Origin of the sequence: Thauera sp. 28, assembly GCF_000310145.2 — a bacterium.
Classification (GTDB): Bacteria; Pseudomonadota; Gammaproteobacteria; order Burkholderiales; family Rhodocyclaceae; genus Thauera; species Thauera mechernichensis.
This window is the reverse complement of record NZ_AMXA01000001.1, coordinates 420127-433221: the sequence shown is the minus strand read 5'-3', so window position 1 is coordinate 433221 and position 13095 is coordinate 420127. Positions and strand designations below refer to the sequence as shown.

Below are 13095 nucleotides of genomic sequence, written 5' to 3'. Positions count from 1 at the left end.
CGGGCACAGGAAAAGCTCGCGGCTGGCGCCGCTCCTACGGGGGAGACGCGCCACGGTCTGCTGTAGGAGCGGCGCCAGCCGCGAGGGGCTGAAGGCGACACCGCCAGGGGCGGGACCAGAGAAGCTCGCGGCTGACGCCGACACAGACAATGCTGTATCCAGGCTGGCCTGACCCACCGTGAGGCGATAGGATTCGGGCATCGAGGCGCCTCACGCCAGCCATGCACCATGAAGAGCCTCCCTGGCTCATGCCCTAACCCGAGCCCGCAGCAATGCGGCGCTGACGCCATGAAGATGAACATCCTTCCCGTGCGCCCCCTGCTGCTGTCCCTCGCACTGGCCCTCGCGGGCTGCAGCGACACCCCACTGCGAGAGTGGCGCACCACGGAAAAAGGGGGGGTGTTCTCGCTCAGCATCAGCCAGGATGCCGAACACGTGCTGGTCGGCGCGGTGCAGCACGGTGGCAGCCTGTGGCGCACGGCTGACGGCGCACGCCTCTACGACTGGAACCACAAGCCGGACCAGGTCTCTGCGCTGGTAGCGACTGCCTTTTCGGCCGAAGGGCGCTTCGCAGCGACCGCCGAGCGCCATCAACTCGCGCTATGGGACGTCGCCAGCGGCCGTGCCATCGCCACCTGGGCGATGGAAGCTCCGGTACTGTCGATCGCCGTCTCGGGCAACGGCCAGCGCCTGCTCGTCGGCCTGCAGGACAACTCGGCGCTGCTCATCGACACCGCCCGCGAGGAACCGCTTGCGCGCATTCGCCATGGCAACGGCGTACAGGCGGTGGCCATCACCGCGGACGGCCGCATCGGCATCACCGGCGCCGACGACGGCATGCTGCGCGCCTGGGACCTCGATACCGGCAGCACGCTGCTCGCACACAAGTTTGCCAGCGGCATCTCGACGCTGGCGCTGTCCGCGGACGGCCGCCTGCTCTTCGTCGGCCGCTATCACGGCAAGGGCATGGTCTGGAACCTGCAGCGCAACCAGGCGGTCAGCGCGATCGGTCATGACCGAACCTCCATCGTCAGTGCGCGCTTCGCGCCTGACGGCCTCACCCTGCTCGCCGGCCTGCCCGCAGGCCGGATCCAGGAGTGGAACGTAAGCGCAGGCACACTCGTCAGGCACTGGCAGGCCGACGCACCCTCCGCGGTGCGCAGCAGCGGCCTGACCACGACCGCGGTCGCACACGACCTCCGCAGCCGCAGCATCATCGCCGGTTTCTCGGACGGGTCGGTCAGGGTGTGGTCACGCTGAACCGCCTGCCATGCACACTCCGCTGCCTGCCGGCAACCGGCAGCGCGGCACGGGCAGGCGGCAAACTATGCGCAGTGACCATGACAAAACCGGCAAGCTTTGCCGAATAGCCGCTGATTTACCGGCATTTTCCGGCCTTTGATCGCCGATCCGGCCCCATAGAATCCGCTTTGACCACCTGGCACGGAATTCGCTGAGAGCCGGTCAAGCACGACCACGCTCTACCCCGGACCTGGCATTCCGACAACGCTGGCCGTACTGCAGACGCAACGGACACCCTCGGAGATCAATCATGGCTCAAGTCATCAACACCAACATCGCTTCGCTCAACGCGCAGCGCAACCTGAACACCTCGGCCGGCTCGCTCGCCACCTCGCTGCAGCGCCTGTCCTCGGGTCTGCGCATCAACAGCGCCAAGGACGACGCCGCGGGCCTGGCGATCTCGGAACGCATGACCTCGCAGATCCGCGGCCAGGATCAGGCGCGCCGCAACGCAAACGACGGTATCTCGCTTGCGCAAACGGCCGAAGGTGCCTTGCAGTCTGCCGGCGATATCCTCCAGCGTGTGCGCGAACTTGCAGTGCAGTCGGCCAACGCAACCAACTCTGCATCGGACCGCCAAGCGCTCAATGCCGAGGTCAACCAGCTGACATCGGAGCTCGATCGCCTTGCCAAATCGACCGAGTTCAACGGCCGCAAGCTGCTCGACGGCTCCTTCTCCACCGCCACCTTCCAGATCGGCGCTAACGCCGGCCAGACCATCCAGGCCACCACCGCGAACTTCAGCACGAACCAGTACGGCGGCTACAGAATCGGCTCTCAGGTTGCAGCCAACACCGGCGCGAAGGGGGATCTGACCCCGGGCAGCACCGCGTTTGCACTTGGCTCCTCCGCGGCGGCTACGAACCGCGTGGCGGGCGGAACGGTCACCATCAGCGGTGCCGCAGGCACTGCAGCGGTGACGATCGGTGCAGGCGCCTCGGCAAAGAACGCCGCCGAACTGATCAATGCCGAAAGCGGCACGACAGGGGTTACCGCCAGTGCGCGCACCGAGTTCGACATCGACTTCAGCGCACCGAACACCAGCTACAAGTTCGACATCACCTCGAACAACGCTGCGCCGCTGACGATCTCCTTCACCATCGGCGCAGAAGACAATGACGGTCTGGCAGCAGCCATCAATGCCTTCAACGATGTCTCGGCCAAGACAGGCGTGAGCGCGCGAGTGAACGATACGGGCGACGGCATCACCTTGTTGAACGCAGCCGGCGAGAACATCACCATTGCAAATGCCGCCTCCGGGTCCGCAACGGCGACCATCGGGGGGACCTCGACAGGCGCTGGTGCAACTGCGATCGGCACCGGGCAGCTCATCATCGACTCCGATCGCTCCTTCAGCATCGAAGCGCCCAACACAACCGATTTCTTCAACAACACGACTGCTGCATCCCAACTGCAGGCTGTCAGCAATCTGGATGTCAGCTCGGTCGAGTCGTCGCAGCGAACACTGGCGATGGTCGACGCGGCCCTGTCCGCAATCAACGGTCAGCGCGCCAAGTTCGGCGCCCTGCAGTCGCGCTTCGAAAGCACGATTGCCAACCTGCAGATCTCGTCGGAGAACCTGTCGGCGTCGCGCTCCCGCATCCGCGACACCGACTTCGCCTCCGAGACCGCCAACCTGACCCGTGCGCAGATCCTCCAGCAGGCCGGCACGGCGATGCTGTCTCAGGCCAATGCGCTGCCGCAGCAGGTGTTGTCGTTACTGCAAGGTTGATTAAGGTGTGATGCCGTGAAGCGAGAGTCCCCAGGCGGGACTCTCGCTTTTCGTGCTTGAGGAACAAGAACCCTCCCCCCGATGGAGCATCGGACGGAAACGATCGAATTGGCAGGCTGATAACCCGCCTATTCCGCGCCTTCGATATTGAGCTGATGCGTTACTCTCGCTATCGACATCCGGATCCGCCCTTCAGTCTCATGACCATCACCGCTCGGTCCCACCGGAACCACCAGCGGGGGACACGACAAGGGCTGCGACCGGGCGACCCGTTACGAGGCGGGGATTGTGACCTGACAGATCAACCCTGAGACCACAAGCGAATGCCGATACCACTCGTGCGAGACAAGCCAGCCCTTCGACGGGTGCGGTGCATACTCCATATCGGTACGCCCAAGACCGGATCGACTGCCCTGCAGTACTTTCTGAAGCAGAACCGCGGACAGCTTGCGCGCTCGGGGCTCGTGTACCCGGAATCGATAGAGCTCGGTTTTGCCCAGCACGAGCTTGCGTTCCTCACCGGAGGCGGCTACCCGGACTGGGCAACGGGGGAACGTCTCCCGTTCGATGTGCTCATCGGCAAGCTCCGACGCGAACTCGACGCGCATCCTTCAGGCTCGCAGCTTGTACTGAGCAGCGAGAATTTCTACTGGCTATCGGACCCAAGCGCGGTCAGCGACATGCTCGCCGCACTCGGCTATGCGCCAGATACAGTGGCGATCGTGGTGTATATCCGTCGCCAGGAAGACGCCATCGAATCCTGGTACAACCAGTCGGTCAAAGCGTTGGGCTACAGCGGAAGCTTCGAGCAGAGCATTGCTGATCATGACGATCTGTGGGACTACGAGTACAGGCTCGGCCGGTGGGCTAGCGTCTTCGGGCTGCAGCAGATGGTCGTGCGCACCTACGCTGAGGAGGACGAATGCTTCGATGTGCGCCGCGACTTCTTGGAACTGCTCGAAGTTCCTGCTCCATCGCTGAGCTACCCTGCAGGCAGGGAGAACCTCCGGTTGGTCAGGGACCTGCTCGAATTCCAGCGCATCATCAACCGTCTGCCATTGCCCACGGCTGATAAGCGTCGCTATCACAAACAGCTGATCCGACTCTCGGAGGAGGCGGCCACGCTCGGACTCGACGACACGCCACTTCATACCCAGGCGAGCCGCAACGCCGTCCGCAGACGCTACGAGGCGGGAAACAGTGCCGTCGCCCGCACCTATTTCGACCGAAGTGACTTGTTCCCGCCTGCGCTTGAACCCACGTGCGAAGACGTGCCTGCACCGCCGCTAAGCGCCGAGAAGCTGGCGACCATCTTCGCCTGGCTGATGATGAGCCAGCCCACAAGAACGGGAGACCGCGATGAAGCGATCCAGGCCCGAGAACGATAGCTACGATGCCCACGCCCGCAGCTGCGCACCCGACGACCTTTGGGGGCAGGTGAAACGCACGCTCGGAGGCGCCCCGCTCGAGAGCGATCAGATTCAGTTGATACTCGATTGCACGGCGGCTGCGCTGGAGCTGTCCGAGGACGACGTACTGCTCGATCTTTGCTGCGGGAATGGCGCGCTCTCCACACACTGGTTCGCACGCTGTACCGACGGAGTCGGTGTGGACGCCTCCCCCTACCTGATCGAGATTGCGCGCAGTCGCTTCGCCGCGGACAGCCAGGAGCGGTTCCAGCTGTCGGAGGTGCTGGACTATGTTCTGTCGAGCACGCTGCGCAGCGACTTCACCAAGGCAGTGTGTTACGGCTCGCTGCAGTATCTCTCGCCCGAACGGGCGGGGGCCGTCCTCTCCGCGCTGCGTAGCAACTGCCCGAGACTGAGTCGCGTGTTCATCGGCAACATTCCAGACCGTGACCGCGCAGCGGCCTTCTTCGGGGCGAACATGCCCAGTCCCGACACACTGGATACGCCGCGGTCGGCGATCGGTGTCTGGCATACTCAGCGCGACTTCATTGCCTTGGCGCGCAAGAGCGGCTGGGATTGCCGGACGCGTGTCATGCCGCCCGAGTTCTACGCTGCCCACTATCGTTTCGACGCAATTCTCACCCCGCAGGCCGGAGACGTTCTATGAAGAACATTGTCTGGATCGCTGGCATGCCCCGCTCAGGTACCAACTGGATCGGACAGATCTTCGCCTCACACCCTTCGGTACGCTACAAGTTGTGCCCGCTGTTCTCATACGAATTCAAGAACGCACTGGACGAACACAGCTCCGCAGCTGCCTGGTCGGCCTTACTGCAGGCAACCTACGACACCCGTAGCGACTACCTGGACCAGGACTATCTTCGCCGTGATGCGCTGATCCCTGACTTCCCCGAGCGCGAGGATGCACCGCCCCTGCTGGCAATCAAATCCACGCGTTACCACCACCTCTTGCCCTGCCTACTCGATCTCGTACCCAATGCGCAGGTGATCGGTATCGTCAGGGATCCACGAGCCACGATCCACTCGTGGCTGGCAAATCCGCTCGAATTTCCTGCCAACGCAGACCCGAACGCCGAGTGGCGAAGCGGAAATTGCCGTAAAACTGCAGTAGGCGAGTACTGGGGCTTCGACGACTGGAAGGCCGTCACCTCTCTCTACCTCGACCTGGCTCGGCGTTATCCCAAGCGCTTTCACCTTGCCCGCTACGAGCAGTGGGTACAAACGCCGGCTGCGTACACCGCCCGCATGCTGGAGGCACTTGGGCTGACGCTTCACCCGCAGACGGAGATCTTTCTGCAGGCATCCCGAGTCGAGCACAGCAGCCATCCGCGCGCGGTGTTCAAGCACCCGAGCGTCACCACCCGCTGGGCCGGTAAGCTGGACCCCACGATCAGCGCAGCGATCGTCGCCGAACTTGAGGGCACGCCACTTGCGTCGTTCCTGTCCTGAGCCCCCACAATGAATGACAAACACACCGTCGCCGACCTTGCCCTCTTTGGCGGGCCAGCCCTCTTCGATCGACCACGACCGATCGGGCAGCTTGCCAAACCGGACACCGAGCACTTCTTCGAGCTGATGCGAGGCGCATTCGAAGGCCGCCGCCTGTCGAACAACGGCCCTCTCGTCCAACAGCTGGAAGCACGACTGGCAGACTTTCACGCCGTTAGGCATTGCATTGCGTACGCGAATGCAGGACTCGCCCTCATTGCGCTCATGGAGAGCGTCGCAGGCGGCCGCAAGGGCAGCGTAGTCATTCCAACCTTCACGTACACCGGTTTGCCCCATATCGTGCGCTGGGCGGGATCGGAGCCGATCTTCTGCGACGTTGATAAGGACACCCACACACTGACTGCAGCCAGCGTCGCGAACGCGCTCCGCGATGACACGCTCATGCTCCTCGGTGTCCACCAGGCCAACAGCCCCTGCCCCATCGATGAACTCGAAGCGCTGTGCAAGCAACGCGGAATACCCGTGCTCTATGATGCTGTGCATGGCTTGGGCGCCACATACCGCGGCAAGCCGATCGGCGGATTCGGTATCGCGGAGGTCTTCAGCCTGCACGCGACAAAGCTTCTCAACGGCTTCGAGGGCGGTTACGTCACAACGGACAATGATGAACTCGCGGCCCTGCTCAGGCGCAAGCGCAATTTCGGCTACTCCGGCGAGTGTTCCATCGACACGCTCGGCATGAATGCCAAGCTCAACGAGATCCATGCTGCCAGCGCACTCGCCGCACTGGACGGGCTGCCCGCCATCATCGCCCGCAACCGAGCGCGCCTGAGAGCCTACGAAGAGGCATTTCGCGACATCCCGGGTCTATCCTGGATACCCTATCCACAGGAAGAAGCCACGAACGCGGAGTTTCCGCTGCTTCGCCTATCCCACGACTGGCCCCTGTCACGCGATACGCTTGTAGCCTTGCTCCGTGCGGAAGGAGCCCTGGCGCGCCCTTACTACGCGCCAGCACTGCACCTGCAGGACAACCCCCACCACGCCCCCCTGCCGGTTGCCGAGACCTTATCGACCTGCATCATCCAGATGCCCACCGGAGAGTCGGTGAGCGTCGAGGATATCGAGCGCATCGCCGCGTTGGTCCGGTTCATCGTACTCAACGCCCCCGCCGTACGGGTTGCGCTCGCCGCAATCGAGGAGGCCAAATGAGAAAAGAGACTCTCGAGCAACTGGCGCTCTTCGGCAGCCCCCCAAGCTTCGCGGAGGAGATCCCCGTCGGCCAGGTAAACCTGCCCCCTTGGGACGAGTTCAAAGCCGCGTTCAACGGCATCTTCGCGCGCGGCCACTACACGAACCACGGCCCTCTCGTAGCAGAACTGGAAGAGGCGGTGAAGAATGCCCTCGGGGTACGGCACGCAATCTGCGTCACCAATGGCACGATCGCGCTCGCAATCGCAGCACGCGCGCTGAGGCTCGGTGGCCAAGTGATCGTGCCTGCATTCACGTTTCCCGGCACCGTTCAGGCACTATCATGGGCGGGACTGGAGCCCGTATTTGCGGATGTTGACGCGCATACGCACGGCTTGACCGCAGCCTCCGTCGCCCCCCATATCGGCCCGCAGACCAGCGCTGTGCTAGGGGTTCACCTTTGGGGCACCGCGTGCGACCCGAGCGGGCTTGCAGCGCTGTGCGATGCACATGGGCTCCAACTCTTCTACGACGCCGCGCATGCCTTCGGTTGCAGCCATGCAGGCCAGTTCATTGGCGGACTGGGTCGTATCGAAGCGTTCTCGTTTCATGCGACAAAGATCATCAGCGGAGCGGAAGGCGGTTGCCTCACCACCAATGATGACGAGATCGCAGCGCGAGCACGCACGATCCGCAATTTCCACCAGGCGCACAGCTTCGCCGACGTTGGCTTGCGCATCAATGGCAAGATGAGCGAGGCCCAGGCAGCCATGGCCTTATTGTCGCTACGACACTTCGACGCCCACCGCGATCACAACCGTCGCATCTTCATGCGCTACCGCGAACGCGCCGCCGCCTGGCGGGGGGTCAGGCTCTACGACTACCCGAATGGCGAAGCACACAACTACCAGTATGCGGTGCTCGAGGTCGACTCCGCAGCAGGCCTGTCGCGCGACGATCTGCTCGATCTGCTGCGAGCCGAGAACGTCCTTGCTCGACGCTACTTCCACCCCGGTGTTCATCACCTGTCACCGTATGCCGCGCAGGCAAGGCCTCCGCTGCTGCCGGTCACGGACGCGCTGTGTCGCAGCAGTCTTCAGATTCCGCTGGGGCCGCGCGTCGATGAGGGAATCGCCGAGGTGATATGCGGGCTCATCGACCTTGCGCTTGCGCACGCCGACGAGATCGGCCGCCGACTGCAGGCCAGGCGCGAAGGAGTACCTGGCTGATGAAGCTTGGCATCATGCAACCCTACCCGTTCCCATACATCGGCTACTTCGAGCTGATGGCCAAGGTCGACCGCTGGGTGGCGTTTGATGTCGTGCAGTACAACCGACGCAGCTGGATGAACCGCAATCGCATCCTGCATCCGACCAGCGGCTGGCAGTACTTCTGCATACCCGTGCAGAAAGTACCACACGGAACGGCACTATCCGCCGTACGCCTTGCCGCGCCTGCCGAGGCCGAGCGCAGACTGCTCGCCCAGCTGCAGCACTACCGCCGCCATGCACCGTATTTCCGCGAGGTCGTCGATTTAGTGCGCGAAACATTCTCCCATCCTGACGCCGACTCGCTGGTCGGTCTCAATCTGGCGAGCTTGGCCGCGGTCTCGCAGCGGATCGGTATTGCCTTCTCACCTCAGCGCTGCTCCGCGCTCGACCTTGCCCTCGACAACATCGAGCACGCAGGACAATGGGCGCTGCGCATTGCTGCCCACCTTGGCGCAGATGCCTATCTGAATCCCCCCGGCGGACAGGATATCTTTCGCCCTGAGGAGTGGTCGGCAGCCGGGATCGAACTCGGCTTCACAAAGATGAACGACCTGCGTTACGCCTGCCGCCCCTATGTCTTCGAACCCAACCTGTCGATACTGGACGTGCTGATGTGGTGTAGCGCGGAGGAAGTCGGCAGGTACCTATGCAACCTCCGAACCGAAGGTCCATGCCATGAGCAGTGCCACTGAACCGGTCAACCCGCCCCATCCCGGCAAGCTCGAGTTGATCGAGCGCGTTGCCCGCGGCATCGAGGGCCCATGGCGCTTCGCAGACCTTGGGGGGCTGTGGGCCGTGCATGGTGTGTACGCCTTTCACGCACTCGCGCAACCGGGCTGCGTGGGCGGAACCGAAGTCGACACTCATCCGACCCGCAACTTCCTCAGTGCGCTTGCCGACGAACCGCTACTGGCCTATGTCCAGGGCAACTTCGGTGATCGCGAGGTCTTCGCCAAGCTACCGCACTTTGACGTCGTGTTCCTCTTCGACACCCTGCTCCATCAGGTCAGCCCCGACTGGGGCGAAATCCTGCGCATGTACGCCTCGCGTGCGTCACACGTGGTGATCTTCAACCAGCAATACACCGGCGAGCAGTCGATCCGGCTGCTCGATCTTGGAGAGGATGCGTACTTCAGCAACGTCCCGCACGACCGCAACCACCCGACCTATGCCGACCTCTTCCGCAAGCTCGACGAAAAGCACCCTGCGCACGATCGCAACTGGCGCGACGTCCACCACATCTGGCAGTGGGGAATCACCAACAACGACCTGATCGCAAGAATGGCCGAGCTCGGCTTCGAACAGACCTTCCATCGCGATTGGGGGCAGGTGCTGGATCTCGCGCGCTTCGAGAACCACGCCTTCATCTTCTCCCGCATCGCGTCGCGCCCGATCTCGACCGCGGGGGCGGACGATGCGGTGACTGTCGGCCCCACTGAAGCAGAAACAGAGGGGCATGAAGACACCGCCCTGCCCGACCAACTGCCTGCGCTCGCCGCCATCGAGGACGACGGCACGTTGGTTGCCAGACCAGTCGGCGAGCAGCTCCGGTTGATGCGGGCATTTCGCCGCAGTCTGCGCCCGGGCGGCGAGTTACGCATCGCCGCGGTCGGCGCGCAGGCCCACGTATTGATCGAACGTGCCCGCTATGCAGGCTTCACCACCGCAACCCCTCATGCGGACACGCTGGTGCTGCACACCGCGGACCGCCGCATGGTTGAAGGAGAGCTGCCGCTGGTCACGATCGCGATCCCCGCGTTCAAGCCCGGGCACTTTGCTGCCTGCCTGGAGAGCGCGCTGGCACAGACTTATCCCCGCCTCCAGATCCTGGTCAGCGACGACAGTGGCAACGATCTCCTTCGCCAGATCGCCAGCCGCCTTGCCACGGCCGATCGCATCGAGTGGATCAGGAACCCAGCCACCCTGGGCGGGCGAGCGAATTTCATCCAGTGCATCGAACGAGCGCGCGGCGACTTCATCAAATTCCTGTGCGACGACGATGTGCTCGAACCCGACTGCGTCGAGCGCATGGTGGAGGCATTCCGCAGCGATCCGCAGGCCACACTGGTCTTCTCGCGCCGCCAACGCATCGACGGCGATGGCAAGGCACTCTCCGACGATCACCACACGGAGGCGCTCGCCGAGCAAGACTGCGTGTTCCGTGGCGAGGCCCTGGCAGGTGCGGTAATTGCGCTCCAGAGCAACTTCATCGGCGAACCCAGCACGGTGATGTTCCGCCGTGCGGATATCGCCTGGATTCGACCGCACTATGCCGCCTTCGACGGCCATGACGACATCCGCGTGGTTGGCGACATCGCTGCTTGGCACAACCTGCTCTCGCAAGGCGACGCCGTCTATATCGCCCGCCCGCTCAGCCGCTTCCGCATTCATGCCGGGCAGAGCCAGGCTCGCGCTGAGGTCCGCGAGCTTATCGCAAGCTCATGGCAAAAGCTGGCACACGGCTCTCACTCTCTCGGCTTCGCACACGATCCGCACCCGCTGGTTCCGCACCGCAAGCCGGGGACGACGGAATGGCATATCGATCCGACGCTGCCGCTCAACCGCCGTCTTGCTGCGCGCGCCCACCATACCGCGGCCACACCCGCGGAGCCGCTGGCCGCGACCGTGCTCAGGCTTGTGGAGACGGCTCTTGCCCCCACTGCCGAATGTGCACCGGCACCACTTCGATCGGACGACTACCCGCGCTACGAGGCAGCGGCCGAGCTGCTGGCTGCCGGACACCGCGTGGACGGTGCGGAGGCGTTGATCGCCCTCGCTACGGAGGGAACGCCAGTTTGGGAAGTCTATGCCGACCTCGCCGAGATCGCGCTCGCTCAGGGCGAGCGCGACGCTGCACTCGAGTTGATGCAGGCGGCAACCGAACGTGCGCCCGACAGCGCTCGTGCAGTGCTGGGCACGGCGACCTTGCAAGCCGAAGGGGGCAACTTCGAGGGCGCATTGAGTACGCTTAGCCCCTTCCTGCGCAAGCATCCGCACGACACAGGGGCGCTGACTCTTGTTCGTGGCATCCTCGGTGCGGCCTCCGAGCTGTCCGCAGTCGCCTGGGCACGCTTGCTCGCCGACCTGCGCTATGAGGCTGCAACGCTGCGCGCCGAACTCTCCAGCCGAGACTTCGCCCTGGAGACGCTGCGCGCTGCTGCTGCAAGCGCCCTCTCTGCCGCTCAGGACATGCTGACCACCGAGGTAACACCTGCCCCCGGTGTCGCCTCGAAGGGTGCCGCCGCAAGCGAACTGCCCACTCAAGCCCTATCGAACGAGCCGGAAGCGCTCCCCGACTTGCAGGCACCTGCACTCGCAGAAGATCGCCGGCAACTGGAGGTCGCACGTGCCCTCATCGCCAGCGACAAACTCGCTGAGGCCACCGACATCCTGAGCGCATTGGTACTTGCAGGGACGCCGCTTGCCGATGCTTACCATGATCTGGGCTGCATCGCCGTTCGCCAGAGCGATGCAGAGACCGCTATATCGCTTTTCGGCATGGCACTGGAGCGCGACCCGAAGTCCGTTTCAGCCAGGCGCAACCTGGCTCTGACACAAGGTATCGAACAACGCTTTGAAGATGCACTCGCCACGCTCAGCCCGATCCTGCGCTCTGGCTCGGTAAGCAACGACGACTACGGGCTGGTACGCGACATCCTGGGCAAGGCTCCGGCGCTCGGACCGATCGCCTGGGCGCGTTTACTATCCGACCTGCGTACCCCCTTGCCCGAGCAGAAGCGAGCCATCGATCAGTGCGAGTCCCTTCGCCAGCAACTCGCCGCGCTGAACACGGAGAACGGCAGCCTACGCGCCAGAATTGCTGAACTTTCGCGCCAAGACACCGCAGTGCCAGCGCACCCAGAAAGTGCGCTACGTAATCCTGTGCAAGCAAGCATGGCATCTGCTACAAACACAGCTGCAAGTAGCTACGCCAAGCTATTGTTCGTTCACGTCCCGAAGACCGCTGGAGTATCGTTTTTTTCGGCATTAGAGTCCGCCTTCGGAAAGCAGAACTGCCTGCGTTTCGAGCGTGGGGGCAAGGGCGATCTGGCTCTATACGATGGCCTGTCTGAAGAGCTTCTTCATCGTCTGACCGTGCTCGGTGGACATCTATTGCTTCCGCAATTCAAGATGCGGGATATCTCCGATCGCAATATCATTACATTGGTTCGCGAGCCAGTAGACAGGGCGCTGTCTGCTTACTATTACATCCGGGGCAAGCAAGACCACCCACTGCGAGACACTCTCGGATCAATGTCTTTATCCGAGTACATCGACTACATGGGCGAATCAAAGGCCCAAGGGAACAATCAATGTTGGTATCTCTGCGGCGAAGGCGACTTCGAACAAGCGAGAACGACCCTTGAAAATGAGTACTTCCTTTTTGCTGCAATAGAGCAACTTCCGGAGTTCTGTTCATTGCTTTCGAAACGCCTCAACCTGCCTCAGCTTACCCTACCATTCAAAAACAAGACCGCAACCAGGAAATTTGCTGACGATATCGAACCGCCCCTGATTGAGAAACTGCAGCTCATGACTGCAGATGATCAGAAGCTCTATCGATGGGTTACCAAGCGGTTTGAGGAGGTGTGGCTCCGCAGCGGGCTCGCTTGACGCAATGGAGTGTATTTGCGAATCACGCGCCTGATCAGTCCGCAGATCGGATTGCTCAGGCAAGTTGACTGTAGTTCGCCGTCTGGACTATCTCGTCCGCCAAGAA

At 62.9% G+C, this 13095-nt stretch carries 10 protein-coding genes; 9 read left to right on the top strand and 1 reads right to left on the bottom strand.

Annotation, left to right across the window (positions count from 1 at the left end; translation table 11 throughout):
- Positions 1-201 (bottom strand): hypothetical protein (locus tag C662_RS20485; RefSeq protein WP_232433194.1); only part of this gene is annotated, 201 nt, incomplete at its 3' end.
- A gap of 87 nt (positions 202-288) precedes the next feature.
- On the opposite strand from C662_RS20485, the gene C662_RS01950 reads away from it, so the two are divergent.
- The 9 genes from C662_RS01950 (at position 289) to C662_RS19735 (ending at position 12989) form a co-directional block, all read left to right on the top strand.
- Complete coding sequence (locus C662_RS01950; protein ID WP_002924177.1) at positions 289-1260, top strand: WD40 repeat domain-containing protein; 972 nt, start codon at positions 289-291, stop codon at positions 1258-1260.
- A gap of 292 nt (positions 1261-1552) precedes the next feature.
- The gene (locus C662_RS01945) at positions 1553-3034 is read left to right on the top strand and encodes a flagellin (protein ID WP_002924175.1); all 1482 of its coding nucleotides are present in this window, start codon (positions 1553-1555) and stop codon (positions 3032-3034) included.
- A 338-nt stretch (positions 3035-3372) separates the two neighbouring features.
- Entirely contained in the window at positions 3373-4422 is a 1050-nt protein-coding gene (locus tag C662_RS01940) for a hypothetical protein (RefSeq protein WP_157354427.1), read from the top strand.
- Positions 4394-5110: a class I SAM-dependent methyltransferase gene (locus tag C662_RS01935; protein ID WP_002924172.1), complete on the top strand. Its 717-nt coding sequence runs from the start codon at positions 4394-4396 to the stop codon at positions 5108-5110. Before C662_RS01940 ends, C662_RS01935 begins: the two co-directional genes overlap by 29 nt.
- Positions 5107-5913 (top strand): sulfotransferase, encoded by an 807-nt coding sequence (locus tag C662_RS01930; protein ID WP_002924171.1) that lies wholly within the window; start codon positions 5107-5109, stop codon positions 5911-5913. Before C662_RS01935 ends, C662_RS01930 begins: the two co-directional genes overlap by 4 nt.
- 9 nt (positions 5914-5922) lie before the next feature.
- A complete protein-coding gene (locus tag C662_RS01925; RefSeq protein WP_002924163.1) occupies positions 5923-7125 on the top strand; it encodes a DegT/DnrJ/EryC1/StrS family aminotransferase in 1203 nt (400 codons plus the stop codon).
- The gene (locus C662_RS01920; RefSeq protein WP_002924155.1) at positions 7122-8333 is read left to right on the top strand and encodes a DegT/DnrJ/EryC1/StrS family aminotransferase; all 1212 of its coding nucleotides are present in this window, start codon (positions 7122-7124) and stop codon (positions 8331-8333) included. Before C662_RS01925 ends, C662_RS01920 begins: the two co-directional genes overlap by 4 nt.
- Positions 8333-9067, top strand: coding sequence for a WbqC family protein (locus C662_RS01915; RefSeq protein WP_002924151.1), 735 nt, complete (start codon positions 8333-8335; stop codon positions 9065-9067). Before C662_RS01920 ends, C662_RS01915 begins: the two co-directional genes overlap by 1 nt.
- Positions 9051-12989, top strand: coding sequence for a glycosyltransferase (locus C662_RS19735; protein WP_002924149.1), 3939 nt, complete (start codon positions 9051-9053; stop codon positions 12987-12989). The genes C662_RS01915 and C662_RS19735 overlap by 17 nt, the downstream gene beginning before the upstream one ends.
- The last annotated feature ends 106 nt before the right edge of the window (positions 12990-13095 follow it).